The organism is Gammaproteobacteria bacterium, assembly GCA_009845905.1.
GTDB lineage: Bacteria > Pseudomonadota > Gammaproteobacteria > Steroidobacterales > Foliamicaceae > Foliamicus.
On sequence record VXYS01000009.1, the window covers coordinates 195,550 to 210,614 of the forward strand.

At 65.8% G+C, this 15,065-nt stretch carries 17 protein-coding genes; 3 read left to right on the plus strand and 14 right to left on the minus strand.

The features are described from left to right. The first annotated feature begins 1 nt into the window (after nucleotide 1). Both F4036_08380 and xth read left to right on the plus strand, forming a co-directional pair. On the plus strand, nucleotides 2-694 hold the full coding sequence (locus tag F4036_08380; GenBank protein MYK37754.1) for a fumarylacetoacetate hydrolase family protein: 693 nt from the start codon (nucleotides 2-4) through the stop codon (nucleotides 692-694). A gap of 25 nt (nucleotides 695-719) precedes the next feature. After that, nucleotides 720-1,487 carry an exodeoxyribonuclease III gene (gene xth, locus F4036_08385; GenBank protein ID MYK37755.1) on the plus strand — a complete coding sequence of 256 codons (768 nt, stop codon included), beginning with the start codon at nucleotides 720-722 and terminating at the stop codon, nucleotides 1,485-1,487. Nucleotides 1,488-1,804: 317 nt separating this feature from the next. Here xth and glmS read toward each other — a convergent pair whose 3' ends face one another. From glmS to F4036_08445, 12 genes are all read right to left on the minus strand, one after another. After that, entirely contained in the window at nucleotides 1,805-3,637 is a 1,833-nt protein-coding gene (gene glmS, locus F4036_08390; protein MYK37756.1) for a glutamine--fructose-6-phosphate transaminase (isomerizing), read from the minus strand. A gap of 18 nt (nucleotides 3,638-3,655) precedes the next feature. After that, a complete protein-coding gene (glmU, locus tag F4036_08395; protein ID MYK37757.1) occupies nucleotides 3,656-5,005 on the minus strand; it encodes a UDP-N-acetylglucosamine diphosphorylase/glucosamine-1-phosphate N-acetyltransferase in 1,350 nt (449 codons plus the stop codon). Further along, nucleotides 5,005-6,444, minus strand: a complete 1,440-nt coding sequence (locus F4036_08400) for an amidase (protein MYK37758.1) — start codon at nucleotides 6,442-6,444, stop codon at nucleotides 5,005-5,007. The genes glmU and F4036_08400 overlap by 1 nt, the downstream gene beginning before the upstream one ends. Nucleotides 6,445-6,553: 109 nt before the next feature. Further along, entirely contained in the window at nucleotides 6,554-6,970 is a 417-nt protein-coding gene (locus F4036_08405; protein ID MYK37759.1) for a F0F1 ATP synthase subunit epsilon, read from the minus strand. Between the two features lie 2 nt (nucleotides 6,971-6,972). Continuing rightward, complete coding sequence (atpD, locus tag F4036_08410; protein ID MYK37760.1) at nucleotides 6,973-8,361, minus strand: F0F1 ATP synthase subunit beta; 1,389 nt, start codon at nucleotides 8,359-8,361, stop codon at nucleotides 6,973-6,975. Nucleotides 8,362-8,383: 22 nt separating this feature from the next. Then, entirely contained in the window at nucleotides 8,384-9,244 is an 861-nt protein-coding gene (atpG, locus tag F4036_08415) for a F0F1 ATP synthase subunit gamma (protein MYK37761.1), read from the minus strand. Nucleotides 9,245-9,279: 35 nt separating this feature from the next. Next, nucleotides 9,280-10,821: a F0F1 ATP synthase subunit alpha gene (locus F4036_08420; protein MYK37762.1), complete on the minus strand. Its 1,542-nt coding sequence runs from the start codon at nucleotides 10,819-10,821 to the stop codon at nucleotides 9,280-9,282. Between the two features lie 24 nt (nucleotides 10,822-10,845). Beyond that, nucleotides 10,846-11,397, minus strand: coding sequence for a F0F1 ATP synthase subunit delta (locus tag F4036_08425; GenBank protein MYK37763.1), 552 nt, complete (start codon nucleotides 11,395-11,397; stop codon nucleotides 10,846-10,848). Further along, entirely contained in the window at nucleotides 11,397-11,867 is a 471-nt protein-coding gene (locus F4036_08430) for a F0F1 ATP synthase subunit B (GenBank protein MYK37764.1), read from the minus strand. The genes F4036_08425 and F4036_08430 overlap by 1 nt, the downstream gene beginning before the upstream one ends. Before the next feature lie 10 nt (nucleotides 11,868-11,877). After that, nucleotides 11,878-12,186 (minus strand): F0F1 ATP synthase subunit C, encoded by a 309-nt coding sequence (gene atpE, locus F4036_08435; GenBank protein MYK37765.1) that lies wholly within the window; start codon nucleotides 12,184-12,186, stop codon nucleotides 11,878-11,880. A gap of 33 nt (nucleotides 12,187-12,219) precedes the next feature. Then, on the minus strand, nucleotides 12,220-13,041 hold the full coding sequence (gene atpB / locus F4036_08440) for a F0F1 ATP synthase subunit A (GenBank protein MYK37766.1): 822 nt from the start codon (nucleotides 13,039-13,041) through the stop codon (nucleotides 12,220-12,222). A 12-nt stretch (nucleotides 13,042-13,053) separates the two neighbouring features. After that, nucleotides 13,054-13,686, minus strand: a complete 633-nt coding sequence (locus F4036_08445; protein ID MYK37767.1) for a hypothetical protein — start codon at nucleotides 13,684-13,686, stop codon at nucleotides 13,054-13,056. On the opposite strand from F4036_08445, the gene F4036_08450 reads away from it, so the two are divergent. Beyond that, nucleotides 13,301-14,485 (plus strand): M48 family metalloprotease, encoded by a 1,185-nt coding sequence (locus tag F4036_08450; GenBank protein ID MYK37768.1) that lies wholly within the window; start codon nucleotides 13,301-13,303, stop codon nucleotides 14,483-14,485. The two genes, F4036_08445 and F4036_08450, sit on opposite strands and share 386 nt — an antisense overlap. Here F4036_08450 and F4036_08455 read toward each other — a convergent pair. After that, nucleotides 14,469-14,714, minus strand: a complete 246-nt coding sequence (locus tag F4036_08455) for a TM2 domain-containing protein (protein ID MYK37769.1) — start codon at nucleotides 14,712-14,714, stop codon at nucleotides 14,469-14,471. The genes F4036_08450 and F4036_08455 overlap by 17 nt on opposite strands. Before the next feature lie 17 nt (nucleotides 14,715-14,731). Next, entirely contained in the window at nucleotides 14,732-15,046 is a 315-nt protein-coding gene (locus tag F4036_08460) for a hypothetical protein (GenBank protein MYK37770.1), read from the minus strand. Nucleotides 15,047-15,065: the final 19 nt, after the last annotated feature.

A 15,065-nucleotide genomic window follows, 5' to 3' on the forward strand; every position in this document is an offset into this window, starting at 1 on the left:
GATGAGTGAATTATTTGACTATTACCGTCCGAGCCTGACGGTACGGGGGATCGAGCGGCGGTTTCCGGCGCGGCGCGTCTTTTGCGTAGGCTGGAACTACGCGGACCACATCAAGGAGATGAACCGTGAGAATGTCCCGGAGCCGCCGGTATTCATGAAACCCGCGGATGCGCTGCTGCCGGGCGGCGGCGAGGTGCCCTTTCCGCCGCGCACCAAAGACCTGCAGCACGAAGTGGAACTGGTGGTCGCGCTGCAGGGGGGCGGGCTCAACATCTCCGCGGACGACGCGATGGGCCATGTGTACGGCTACGGTGTCGGGATCGACCTCACGCGCCGCGACCTGCAAAGCGAGGTCCGCGAAGCCGGCGCCCCCTGGGAAATCAGCAAGAGTTTCGACTACTCCGCCCCGGTGAGCACACTGCGGCGCGCTTCCAGCATCGGGCATCCCGCCAAGGGCCGCATCTGGCTGGCCGTCAACGGCGCGGTCCGGCAGGAGGCCGACATAAGCCACATGATCCACAAGCCCATGAACCTGATTGCGCAGATATCCACGTTCTTCGAACTCAAGCCCGGCGACCTGATCTTTACCGGCACGCCGGCCGGCGTGAGCCGTCTCAAGCCCGGCGACCACGTCACGGCCGGCATAGACCGGGTGGGAGACGTCCACATCCGCATGGGCCGCCTGCGCGCCTGACCGGCTTCCCGCCGAATTCCCGGCCATGATGATTGCAAGCTGGAACGTCAACTCGGTGCGCGTGCGCAAGGAGCATGTGGCGGACTGGCTTAAGTCGCAGGCCCCGGATGCGCTGGGCCTGCAGGAACTGAAATGCCGAGACGAGGATTTCCCCCTGGACGACTTTGAAGACCTCGGTTACCGGTGCCTGGTGCACGGGCAGAAGACCTACAACGGCGTGGCGCTGCTGACCCGCGATGAAGCATCGGAGCCGGTTGTCGGAATACCGGGGCTGGACGACCCGCAGGCACGGGCGGTCGCGGCGACGGTCGGCGACGTTCGCGTGATCAACCTGTACGTGCCCAACGGCAAGGAGGTCGGTCACGATCACTACCATTACAAGCTGCGCTGGCTGGATGCGCTGACCGAATGGGTCCGCGCCGAACTGCAGCGCTGGCCGCGGTTGGCGGTGATGGGCGACTTCAATATCGCGCCGGACGATCGCGACGTGCACGATCCCGAGGAGTGGCGCGACAAGATCCTGTGCAGCGCGCCGGAGCGGGACCGGCTCCGCGCGCTCGAGGATCTCGGCCTGAAGGACAGTTTCCGCCTGTTCGAGCAGCCCGAGCAGACGTTCAGCTGGTGGGACTACCGGGCGGCCGCGTTCCGGCGCAACCGCGGTCTACGCATCGACCTGGTCCTGCTCTCGGAGGCGCTGGGCCCCGCATGCGCAGAGGCCGGCATCGACAAGGCGCCGCGCAAACTCGAACGCCCCTCCGACCACACCCCCGTCTTCGCCCGCCTCACCTCCTGACCCCTCCCGCTTGCTGTGTTCTACCCGGTGCGCGGAGCTTTCCTCCGCCCCTTCTTTCCGGAGACGCCATCCTGGCTCGATTCTCGCTGTCCCTGCTCCAACGCTCCTGAAAGAAGGGGCGGAGGAAAGCTCCCAAAGGCGCAGCGCAAACCCTTCAACCGCGCCGGCTAAAGCCCTTCGTTCGTCCCCCTCCTCGTGGGAGCGTTGGAGCAGGATAGCGAGAACCGAGCCAGTGAGCGCCGATACCCCGGCGCGAACAGCGTCTCCAACGAGGAGGGGGACGAACGAAGGGCGAGGAAGCAGGAAGAGGGGTGGGCTTAGTCGACGGTGACGGACTTGGCGAGGTTGCGGGGGCGGTCCACGTTGTTGCCCTTCTGCACCGCGACGTGATACGCGAGCAGCTGCAGCGGCACGGTGTAGAGAACGGGCGCCTGCAGCGCCGACGGCGGCGCCGGCAGCCGGAGCGCGATCATGCCGTCTTCGTGCCCGAGGTTGGCGTCGGGGTCGGACACCACGAACAGTTGTCCGCCCCGCGCGCGGACTTCCTCGAGATTGGACCGGAGTTTGTGCAGCAGGCCGTCGTTCGGGGCCAGGGCCACGACCATCATCCGGTCGTCCACAAGCGCCAGCGGACCGTGCTTCAGTTCGCCCGCGGCATAGGCCTCGGCATGGATGTATGAAAGCTCCTTCAGCTTGAGCGCTCCTTCCATGGCCACGGGCCACATCGGACCGCGACCCAGGAACAGCACGTGCTCGCGGCCCCGGAAATGCGCGGCCAGTTCCGCTAGGCGCCCGTCCATCTCCAGCAACTGTTCGATCAGACCGGGCAGCGCCGCGGCCTCCTGCGTCAGGCTGCGTATCTCCGCCTCGCTGCCGCCCCGGGCGCGGGCCAGCGCCAGGGCCATCATCGCCAGCGCCGCCAGCTGGGTGAGCAGGGCCTTGGTTGAGGCTACGCCGACTTCCAGGCCGGCGCGCGTCAGCAGGCTGTGCTCGACGTTACGCACCAGGCTGCTGGTCGCGACATTGCTCAGGGCCAGCACGGCCTGGTAGCCCCGTTCGCGGGCGGCCCGGGTTGCCGCCAGCGTGTCCGCCGTCTCTCCCGACTGGGAAATGGCGAGGAACAGGCAGTTCGGCGGGCAGGGTGGCGGCCGATAGCGGTATTCGCTGGCGATTTCGACGGTACAGGGCAGTTTCGCGTAGTCCTGTATCCACTGCCGCGCGACCAGACCGGCGTTGAAGGCGCTGCCGCAGGCGGCGATATGCACGGCCGTGATTTCACCGAGCTTCGCGTCCATATCGGGGCCGAACATGGCCGCATCCGGCAGGCCGCCGGAAATCAGCGGCAGCAGCGTATCGCGGACCGCCCTGGCCTGCTCGAAGATTTCCTTTTGCATGTAGTGCCTGTACGCGCCCCGCTCCACCGACTCGGGGCCGAACTCGCTCTCCACCATCGGCCTATCCACGACTTTGCCGGCGGCGCCGGTGATCACGACGACGCCGGGGCTGAGCAAAGCCAGGTCTCCATCGCGCAGAAAGCGGTAGCGGCGCGTCACCGGAAGCAGCGCGGCAATGTCGGAAGCGGCATAGTTCTCCGACTCGCCCAGGCCGACCACCATCGGCGCGCCGCGATGGGCGGCCAGGATCGCGTCCGGCTCCGCCGCAGCCAGCACGACCACGGAGTAACTGCCTTTCAGTCGCGCCAGCGCATCGCGCGCGGCCGCAACAAGGTCCTTGCCTGCGCGCAGTTCCGCGTCGATCAGGTGGGCGATGCACTCGGTGTCCGTTTCGCTCGAGAAAACCACGCCTCCGGCCGTGAGCTCCTCCTTGATCGCCTCGTAGTTCTCGACGATGCCGTTGTGTGCAACCGCTACCCGCTCGCCCGCGAATATTGGATGAGCGTTCCGCTCCGTGGGCGCGCCGTGCGTGGCCCAGCGCGTGTGGGCGATACCAACCTCGCCCTCCAGGGGCTCCTTATCGAATTCCTCCACCAGCCGGGCCACGTTCCCGGGCCGGCGAAGGCGTTTCAGGCCACCGCTGTCGAGCAGCGCCAATCCGGCGGAGTCGTAGCCGCGGTACTCCAGGCGGCGCAGCCCATCCAGCAACAGCGGGGCGATGTCCCGCTCGGCCGCGACTCCGACAATTCCGCACATGGCCCTGCCCGTAGGGGGCTAGCGCTTCTTCAACGGCAGTGTTTTCTGCCGTGACCGGGCCACGGTAAGCCGCTCCGCCGGAGCCGGCTTGGTAATCGTGGAGCCGGCGCCTATCATGGCCCCGGCGCCGACCTCCACCGGAGCCACCAGCTCCACGCCCGAGCCGATAAACGCGCCCTCCCCGATCACCGTGCGGTGCTTTCGCTTCCCGTCGTAATTGCATGTAATCACGCCGGCGCCGATGTTCACGTCCCTGCCGACCTCGGAATCGCCGACGTAACTCAGGTGCGATGCCTTGGCGCCGTCGCCCAGCTCGCTGTTCTTGACCTCGACGAAATTGCCGACCCGCGCTTCCTCCCCCAGGCGGGCCTGTGGCCGCAGCCGGGCGAAGGGACCCACGCGGGCCCGCGCCCCGATGTGGGCGCCGTCCACCACGCAATGCGGTTCAATGCGCGCGCCCTCGTCGATCCGGGTGTCCGACACCACGCTATAGGCGCCGATGCTGGCGCCGTCGCCCAGGACGATGTCCCCTTGCAGGACTACGCCCACGTCGAGGAAGACGTCCCGGCCCGCCTGCACGTCGGCCCGGATCTCAATGCGCTTCGGGTCCGCAATCCGCACGCCCGCCTCCATCAATTCGCCGGTTCGCCGGCGCTGAAGCAGGCGTCCGGCTTCGGCGAGTTGCGCGGGGCTGTTGACGCCCATTGCCTCGTCCGGTCCACCGGTCCTGACCGCGCGCACAGGCGTTCCCTCGGCAAGTGCGATGTCAACCGTGTGGGTAAGGTAGATTTCCTGTTTTGCCCCGGCAGGCTTGAGCGCCCGGCAAGCCTTGCCCAGCCAATCGCCGGGCGCCGCCATCGGCCCGACGTTGATTTCGCGCACAAGCCGCTGCTCGGGCGTGGCGTCCGCATGTTCGACAATGCCCGCCACCGCGCCGTCCGGGTTCCGGATGATTCGTCCGTATCCCGATGGGTCTTCCACTTCGGCCGTCAACAGCGACACGCCATCGTCGTCGGCCACCAGCCGCCGAAGCGTTTCGCCGGTAACCAGCGCGACGTCCGAGTACAGGACAAGGACGCGCGCGCCGGGATCGATTGCCGGCAGCGCCTGGATTACGGCGTGCCCCGACCCCAGTTGTTCGTCCTGCTCGACCCAGTCGATCGGCGCCCCGGAGAAAACTGCGCGCACCGGTTCGGCGCCGTGACCGCAGACCACTACGACGCGATCGGGTTCAAGGACGGCCGCGCCGTCGATTACGTGGGCCAGCAGAGGTTTGCCTCCCAGCCGGTGCAGCGGCTTGGGCATGGCGGAGCGCATCCGCGTGCCCTGGCCGGCGGCCAGGATGACCACGTTCAAGGCCCCGGCCATCAGGAAGACCCGTCGTATCGCGGACAAAGTCCGGTCCATGGACGCGCGCGTTCCAATTGCGCCGCCAGGCCGAACAGCAGGCCTTCGCCGCCCTGCGCGGCGGCGAGTTGCACGCCGATCGGCAGGCCCTCGGTCGACCGGCCGAGCGGCAGGGAGACGGCCGGCTGACCGGTCACGTTGAGCAATTGAGTAAAGGCGGTGTAGGGGTTAGTGGCTTGCATATAGCCCTTCAGGTCCTCGGTGTCCATGTCGATCTCGCCCAGGCGGGGCGCCGGAGCCGCCGTGGTGGGGGAGAGTATGACGTCATATTGGCCGCAGAATTCTCCCATCCGGCGCCCAATGTAATGGATATGGCTTATCGCCGCAGCATAATCCGACGCGCTGGCTTGAGCCCCGGCCCGCGCCATTCGCCAGGTCACGTACGACACGTCCTCCCGACGGAATTCGCGACCAAGCGCCTGGCAACGCGCCTGAATGTCCGCGTTGACGTGCGAGCTCAGGATCAGCGTGGCGCAGTTGTGAAGCTGCTCGGGCGACAGCGGACAACGCGCCTCCTCCACTCGATGGCCGAGCTCTTCGCACAACCGTGCCGTGTCCCTGACCACTTCGATGACGTCGGTGTCGACGGGCGCTCCATTGAACGAGTCCTGAACAAGCGCCACGCGCAATGCGCCGGCGGGTCTTTCCAGTGTTTCCATCCACGACCCGTGATGGGCCGGCGGATGATAGGGGTCCCCCGGTTCCGGGCCCTCCACCGCGTCCAGGAAGGCCGCGGAATCGCGCACGCTGCGCGTAATCACGTGATTCTGGGCCATGCCGGCCCAGCCCTCGGCCCGGTCCGGGCCGGTGGGGACACGGCCGCGGGTGGGCTTGAGGCCGACCAGACCGCAAAGGGAAGCCGGTATGCGGATGGAACCTCCGCCATCGCTGCCGTGCGCTGCGGGAACGATGCCGGCCGCCACGGCCGCCGCCGCTCCGCCGCTGGAGCCGCCCGGCGAGTATTCGGTATTCCAGGGGTTCAATGTCGGCCCTGTCAACTCCGGCTCGGTAGTGACCGCCAGCGCCAGCTCCGGCGTATTGGTCTTCCCGAAAATAACCAGCCCGGCCTGCCGGTAGCGGCGAACCAGAGTGGTGTCCCGCTCGGCGACGAACCCGTCAAACAGGCGACAGGCGTAGCCGGTGGGCTCTCCTCCGTAATGGGCGCCGACATCCTTCAGCAGGAAGGGTACGCCGGCAAGCGGGCCGTTGCCCCCGCTTTCGGCCAGGGTTGCGCGGGCGCGTTCAATAAATTCATGGACCACCGCGTTGAGCGACGGGTTGCGCCGCTCGCAACGCTCGACGGCTGCCTCCAGCAGTTCGGCGGCTCCGACCTGACCGGAACGCACCAGCTCGGCCAGGCCGACGGCATCGTACGATTCGTATTCGGGAAAAATGCTCACGCGCGGGATACAAGTATCCACATTTTCTGTGGAAAAACTTGTGGGGAACTGCCGAATTCAAGCCCGGAAAGCGCGCCGTTGTAACACTTTCCTGACTTTGGTGAAAAATTCAGTCCTGTCCGCGAAGTTTCTTCAGCGCACGGTGGCGCGCCGCGGCCTCGGCGAGGTCGCGCTGGGCCTTTTCGATGTCGGATTTTTCGGTGGCGCCCTCCAGGGCTTCCTCGGCCTGCCTGCGCGCTTCCTCGGCCGCGTTTATGTCCAGCTGGTCCGGCCGGAGCGCCGAATCGGCCAGCACGATCACGGCGTCGGGCTGAATCTCGAGCAAGCCTCCGGTCACGTAGAAGAGCCGCTCGTCCTCGCCCTCGCGTTGCACCCGCACCGGACCGGGACGCAGTTCGGTCAGGAGCGGAGCGTGCCGCGGCGCGATGCCGACATCGCCCTGCGACGCGGGCGCGACGACGAAATCCGCGTCGCCGGAGTAGATTGCGCCCTCGGCGCTGACGATGTCTATGTGAATGGAAGCCACGGCTACTGCAACTGCTTTGCCTTCTCCTCGACTTCGGCGATGCCGCCCGCCATGTAGAACGCCTGCTCGGGCAGGTGGTCGCAATCGCCGCTGAGGATGGCGCCGAAACTGCGAATCGTCTCCTTCAGGGTAACGAACTGGCCGGGGGTGCCGGTGAACACTTCGGCCACGAAGAACGGCTGCGAGAGGAAGCGCTGGATCTTGCGCGCCCGCTGCACGGTCAGCTTGTCCTCCTCGGACAGCTCGTCCATGCCCAGGATGGCGATGATGTCCTGCAGCTCCTTGTAGCGCTGCAGCACTCGCTGCACGCCGCGCGCGGTGTCGTAGTGCTCGCGGCCCACCACCAGGGGATCGAGCTGGCGCGAAGTGGAGTCCAGCGGATCCACTGCCGGGTAGATGCCGAGCTCGGCAATCGAACGCGACAACACGACCGTTGCGTCCAGGTGCGCGAAAGTCGTCGCCGGCGAAGGATCGGTCAGGTCGTCGGCCGGCACGTAGATCGCCTGCACCGAGGTGATCGAGCCGGTGCGGGTGGACGTGATCCGCTCCTGAAGCGCGCCCATCTCTTCCGCCAGCGTGGGCTGGTAGCCCACGGCCGAGGGCATGCGCCCCAGCAGCGCGGAGCATTCCACGCCGGCCAGCGTGTAGCGGTAGATGTTGTCGATGAACATCAAGATCTCGCGGCCTTCGTCGCGGAAAAACTCGGCGATGGTGAGTCCCGTCAGCCCGACGCGCAGGCGGTTTCCGGGCGGCTCGTTCATCTGGCCATAGACCAGCGCCACCTTGTCGAGCACGTCCGACTCCTTCATTTCGTTGTAGAAGTCGTTGCCCTCGCGGGTGCGTTCCCCCACGCCTGCGAACACCGAGTAGCCCGAAGCCTCGACCGCGATATTGCGGATCAGCTCCATCATGTTCACGGTCTTGCCCACGCCGGCGCCGCCGAACAGTCCGATCTTGCCGCCCTTGGCGAACGGGCAAAGCAGGTCGATGACCTTGATGCCGGTTTCCAGCAGCTCGGTGCTGCCGGCCTGGTCCTCGAAGCTGGGCGGCGGGCGGTGGATGGGCCAGCGCTCGTCCTCGCCGATATCGCCCTTGCCGTCCACCGGGTCGCCGAGCACGTCCATGATCCTGCCGAGCGTCTTGTGCCCGACCGGGACCGTGATCGGCCCGCCCGTGTTGTTTACCGGCAGGCCGCGGCTCAGGCCTTCGCTGGACCCCATGGCGATGGTGCGGACCACGCCGTCGCCGAGCTGCTGCTGCACCTCCAGGGTGAGATTGCGGTCTTCCACCACCAGGGCGTCATACACCTGGGGCATGGATTCGCGCGGGAACTCCACGTCGATCACGGCGCCGATGATTTGCACGATGGCGCCGTTGGCGTTAGCGGTCATTCTTTTCTCCTTGGAACGTAATTCATACGGCTTCGGCGCCGCCGATGATCTCCGCGATCTCCGCGGTAATCGCCGCCTGCCTCGCCTTGTTGTATTGCAGTTGCAGTTCGTCGATCAGCTTGCCGGCATTGTCGGTGGCCGATTTCATTGCCACCATCTTCGCCGCCATCTCGCAGGCCACGTTCTCCATGGCCGCGCGGAACACCTGCGTTTCGATGTAGCGCTCCAGCACGCCGTCAAGCAACTCGCCGGCCGACGGTTCGTAGATATAGTCCCAGTGCGCGGCCAGGGTGTCGTCCTGCTCCAGCGCCACGGGCAGCAACTGCTGGATCACCGGCTGCTGGCTCATCGTGTTGACGAACACATTGCGGGCTAGGTACATCCGGTCGATGCGCTCCTCCCGAAATTCCTGAAGCAGCACCCGCACCGCGCTGACCAGGTCCACGATATGCGGCTTCTCTCCGAGGTGCGAGGCCACGCCGGTGATGTTCACGTCGAGATTGCGAAAGAATTGCACTGCCTTGGCGCCGATCAGGACGATCTGCGTGGAGACGCCCGCGTCTGCCTGCCGCCTGAGTTCGCCGAGAAAATGCCGGAACAGGTTGACGTTCAGGCCGCCGCAAAGGCCGCGGTCGGTGGAAATGAGGATGTAGCCGGCCGATTTTTCCTCGCGCTCGGCGAGGTACGGCGGCGTGTAGTCGGGCCGGGCATGGTAGAGATGGCTCGCGATCTTGCGTATGCCGTCGGCGTAGGGACGGGCCGCGGTCATCCGCTGCTGGGTGCGGCGTATCTTGCTGGCCGCGACCATTTCCATGGCGCGCGTGATCTTCTGCGTGTTCTTGACGCTGCCGATCTTGCTGCGGATTTCCTTTGCGCCAGGCATTGCCGTATCCCTGCTGTTGCTCCCGGGCGCGCCGCCTAGTAGGCGCCGCTGCTCTTGAACTCCTCGACCAGCGCCTTGAGACCGGCCTCGATCTCGTCGTCGTAGTCGCCGGTTTCGTTAATGCGTTCGAGCAACTCCGCGTGGTTGTCCCGCGCGTGCGCGTGCAGGGCCTTCTCGAACGCGAGCAGCTGGTCTACCTCCATGTCGTCCATGTGGCCCTCCTGCACGGCGTAGAGCGACACCGCGGTCTCGGCGACAGTCAGCGGTTCGTACTGGTTCTGCTTCATCATCTCGGTAACCCGCTGGCCGCGCTCCAGCTGCCGGCGCGTGGCCGCGTCCAGGTCCGAGGCGAATTGGGCGAACGCGGCGAGGTCGCGGTACTGGGCCAGCGCCAGACGGACGCCGCCGCCGAGCTTCTTGATGATCGTGGTCTGGGCGGCGCCTCCCACCCGCGATACCGAAATGCCCGGGTCGATGGCGGGCCGGATGCCGGCGTTGAAAAGATCGGTCACCAGGTAGATCTGGCCGTCCGTGATGGAAATGACGTTGGTCGGAACGAACGCCGAGACGTCGCCCGCCTGCGTCTCGATGATCGGCAGGGCGGTGAGGGAACCGGTCCGGCCCTTGACCTCGCCGTCCGTGATTTCTTCAACGTATTCGGCGTTGACCCGCGCGGCCCGCTCCAGCAGGCGCGAATGCAGATAGAAGACGTCGCCCGGGTAGGCCTCGCGGCCCGGCGGCCGCCTCAGCAGCAGCGACACCTGGCGGTACGCCCAGGCCTGCTTGGTGAGGTCGTCGTACACCACCAGCGCGTCCTCTCCCCGGTCGCGGAAGTATTCGCCCATGGCGCAGCCCGCATACGGGGCGATGTACTGCATGGCGGCCGTATCGGCGGCCGGGGCGGACACCACGATGGTGTGTTCCAGCGCGCCGAACTCCTCGAGCTTGCGCACCACGTTGGCCACGGACGAGTTCTTCTGGCCGATGGCCACGTAGATGCACTTGATGCCGGTGCCGCGCTGGTTGATGATCGTGTCCACGGCGACGGCGGTCTTGCCGGTCTGGCGGTCGCCGATGATCAGCTCGCGCTGGCCGCGGCCGATCGGGATCATCGAGTCCACCGACTTCAGCCCGGTCTGCACCGGCTGGCCCACCGACTGGCGGGTAATGACGCCCGGGGCCACTTTCTCGATCGGCGAATACTCGCTGGTTTCCACCGGGCCCTTGCCGTCCACCGGGTTGCCCAGCGCATCGACGACTCGGCCGAGCAGGGCCTCGCCCACCGGCACTTCCAGAATACGCCCGGTGGCCTTGACCACGTCGCCTTCGGTGATGTGCCGGTATTCGCTCAGGATCACCGCGCCCACCGAGTCCTGCTCCAGGTTCAGGGCCAGGCCGTAGGTGTCGCCGGGAAACTCCAGCATCTCGCCGTATTGCGCCCCGGACAGGCCATGGATGCGGCAAATGCCGTCAGTCACGGACACTACCGTTCCTACTTCGACCTGTTCGGCCTCGGCATCGAAGTTCTCGATGCGCTGGCGGATCAGATCACTGATTTCGTTCGCTTTCAAAGTCATTCCACTACCCGTTTTCTGTTTGGCCTAATTCCCGGGACGGCTGAGTGCGGCGGCCAGGGTGCTCAGGCCGGCCCGCGCCGAGCCGTCGAGAACCTGGTCGCCCACCTGCACTCGGACTCCGCCCAGAAGGTTTTCATCCAGTTCGAAGCGAAAATCCACTTCGCGACCGAGGCGTGCCTTGAGCGCCGCGGCGATTGCCTCCTGCTGCTCGACGTCCAGCGGCGCCGCGGAGACCAGCACCGCTTCAACCCGCCGGGAGTCTTCGCGCCACAGTTGCTCGAACTGCTCCGCGATCGCGCCCAGCGCGCCCAGGCGGCGGTTTTCCCGAAGCAGACGCATCAGGTTGCGCACGCCGTCGAATTCCCAGGCGGCCGGATCTTCCAGCAGTTGGCACAGCAGTTCGGTCGCTGCCTCGCTTGTTTCGGACGATTCCAGCGCCGCGCGCATTTGCGGTTCCGCGGCCGCCGCCGCGGCCGCCTTCAGCGCCGCCGACCACTGGGCCACGCCGCCGCGGTCCTTCGCATGGGCGAAAGCCGCCCGCGCGTAAGGCCTGGCAATGGCGCCGGGTGAATCCATCAGATCCGGTCGGCGAAGCGCTGCAGCATGGCGCCATGGGCACCCGCGTCGATCTCGCGCCGGAGGATCTTCTCGGCGCCCGCAATCGCCAGCTCGGCCACCTGTTCGCGCAGATCGTCGCGGGCCTGCATGGTCTCGCGTTCGATCTCCGAGTGGGCCGACTCGACCAGCCGCAGGCGCTCGCGTTCGCCCTCCTCGCGCGCTTCATCCACGATGCGCGACGCGCGCCCGTTGGCCTGCTCGATGATTTCCGAGGCCTGGCTGCGCGCCTCCGACACGAGCTGCTCGATCCGGCCCTGCGCCGCGTCCAGTTCGCTGCGCCCGCGGGCCGCGGCCTCCAGGCCGTCGGCAATCTCCTTGTTGCGCTGGTCGATGGCCTCGAGCACTTGCGGCCAGATGAACTTCATCGTGAACCACACCAGCGCCGCAAAGACGAGGCATTGCGCCAGCAGTGTTGCGTTGATGTTCATTCGCCGGCGCCTACCCTATGGCTGCGTTGAGCTGTCCCAAAAACGGGTTGGCGAATGTGAACAGCAGGGCCACGCCCACGCCGATCATCGACACCGCGTCCAGCAGGCCGGCGATGATGAACATGCGGATCAGCAGCATCGGCGCCAGTTCCGGCTGCCTGGCGGTGCTCTCCAGAAAGCGCCCGCCCAGCAGGCCGAAGCCCAGCGCGGTGCCCATCGCGGCCATCCCGATGATGATCGCGACCGCCAGGGCCGTGATGCCCAGCACCTGGGCCTGGGACGCGGCCAGTTGGATCAATTCTCCTGCTTGGTTTTCCATGAGGTCTCCTGTTAAGCGGAAGTGCTTGGTTTTCTAGTGTTCCTCGCTCGCCATGCTCAGATAGACGATGGTGAGCATCATGAAGATGAATGCCTGCAGCGTGATGACCAGGATGTGGAACAACGCCCAGGCCAGGCCCAGCGCGAACTGGACCACGAAACTGAATGCCGCGGCCGACGTAACCAGGGAAGTGAGCGTATTGCCCAGGGTAAACAGCGCGATCAGGATGAAGATCAATTCGCCCGCGTAGAGGTTGCCGAACAGCCGCAGGGCCAGCGACATCGGCTTGGCCAGTTCCTCGACGATTTTCAGCGTGACGTTGAAGGGCAGAAGCCACTTGCCGAAGGGCTTGAAGAAGATCTCGCGGCCGAAGCCCCCCAGTCCCTTGGCCCGGATGCTGAACACGATGATCAGCAGGAACACGCTGATCGAGAGTCCGAAGGTGATATTGAGGTCGGTGCTCGGCACGACCTTCATGTACTCGATACCCATCAGCATACCGATCTCCGGCAGCAGGTCCACCGGCACCAAGTCCATGAAGTTCATCAGGAACACCCAGCAGAAAATGGTGAGCGCCAGAGGCGCCAGCAGTTTCGACGGGCCGTGGTAGGCGTCCTTGACCTGCGTGTTGACGAAGTCGACGAGCATCTCGACGAAGCTCTGCCAGCGCCCGGGCACGCCGGCGGTGGCGCGGCGCGCGGCGAAGTAGAAGGACCCCGCGAACAGCACGCCGAGCAGGACCGAGTAGAACAGGCTGTCGATGTGAAAGGTCCAGAAGCCTTCACCGGCCTGGAGGTTGGTCAGGTGGTGTTCAATGTAGCCGGCGCTGCCGCCGCCGCCGGATTCAGCCGCCATGCCTGATCTCCCCTATCGTCCCGCGGGAACGACGGGCGGCGTGCCTTCCCCGAGCACCGCCGGCAGCAGTCCGGCCCAGTATCCCAGCATCGTGGCCACGAATCCGGCCAGCAACCCCAGGAAAACCAGGTCGAAGACGATGATGCAGACGGCGAAACCCACCGCGCAAACGACCAGTTTTGCCGCTTCGCCCACCAGTACCATGGCGAGCATTTGACCGGGCGTGGCGCCGCTGCCGACCCGCAGCAGCCCGGCAATCATGAACAGGCTGCCCAGCAGTCCGATGAACGCGCCGGCCAGGGCGGCGATGCCGGCCGCGCGGCCGAACACCGGCCAGGCAATCGCGCCCGCAATGGCCCCGGCCGCTGCCTGCACCAACACCAGACGCATGGCCGACTTTCGCATGGATTCAAACATAAAAACGCCACCTGCCCTCTGTCGGCTCGGGTGGCACTTGCCGGCAATTGCCGGATTCGCTTCGACGAACCGCAATTGTACTCCGAGTTGCAGGCGCCATGCGAGGCGTACGGGGCGATACGGGACACCGGAAATCGTGATAGCTTTCCCTGACCGCACGGCACAGGCCCCGCAATCCCGGATGACTCGGTACCGCCACGAAATCAGCACGGACGAATCCCGGCGCATACAGCGATTCCTCTACGTTGTCGCGGCCGGCACGACTGCCTTTGCCCTCATTCTGATTGTGGCTTTTCTGACGGCCGACCGCTGGCTGCTCCTGATCAGCCACGAGAGCGAAAGGCGCTTCGTGGACCGGTACGTGACGGTGGTGAAAAATCAATTCCTCGAACCCGGCGATCCGGTTCTGCAGCGCTACGTTGAGGACCTGACGCACCGGATCGCAGCGCATATGCAGCCGCCGCGCGATCTGAACATTCGCGTCCACGTGGTCAAGGGCCCGCCGAATGCCGCCGCGACCCTGGGCGGTCACATATTCGTGCTCGAAGGGCTGCTGCGCGCGCTCGACAGCGAGAACAGTCTGGCCATGGTGCTCGCGCACGAACTGGCCCACTGCATCAATCGCGACCCGTTGCGAAGCGTCGGGCGGGGTCTGCTGCTTGACATTGCGCTTTCCTCGGCCGGCGGCGGAGGCCTGGCCGGCAGCCAACTGCTGATGAGACGCTACAGCAGGGAGCAGGAAGCGGTTGCGGACCGGGATGCACTGCTCGCGTTGAACGAGCAATACGGCCACGTCGGCGGCGCGGCGGGCCTGTTCGAGGCGCTGCGCCCACCGGACGTCGAAACCCTCCGGGGAACCGGGAGCCCGGTGCGCGACATCCTGTCAACCCATCCCGCCATCGATCGGCGAATCGAGGCGATCCGGGCTTCGGCGGCCGGGAACGGGTGGCCGACGCTTGAAACGCGGCCGTACCCGGAAGAGGTCAGGAAAGCGCTGGGGTCTGCCGGCCCTAGTTCGAAGCCTTGATCAGCAGACCCTGCTTGTCCTTGAAGGAACCCGTGATGATGAGCACCGTGTCCACGATGGTCCAGATGCCGAAACCGCCAATGGTGAGAAGCATCAGGATGCCGGTGCCGACTTTTCCTGCGTAGAAGCGATGCACCCCAAGCCAGCCGAGAAAGTAGCAGAGGAGTGCCGTTGGAACGAAGCCCTTGTCGCTCACCATTGCCTGCGCGGACGTTACGCCGGCGCTCATCTGATTCAGTTCACTCATTACTGGCCTCCAACCTTTAGCCTTTGTCCGGGATAGCACACGCGCTTGCCGTGACCGTCGTTGAACGATCCGGTCAGCAGCAGGATCGTGACGATCAGCGTGTGCAGGGCGTCCGCTGCGCCGACCAGGATCGCCCAGAAGATGTGCCCGGTGAACAACAGGTAAAAGGTCGCCACAAATGCCGACAAGTCGAGTATGGCCTCAACCCAGCGTTCCAGGTAGAAGTGCTGAATGCCGGCCACGCCGAAGATTCCGGACAGGCATACGGCAATCGGATAGCTCTTCTCGGAAACTTGCGGATGGCTTGACTTCAATACCTCTACCCACGTCAAT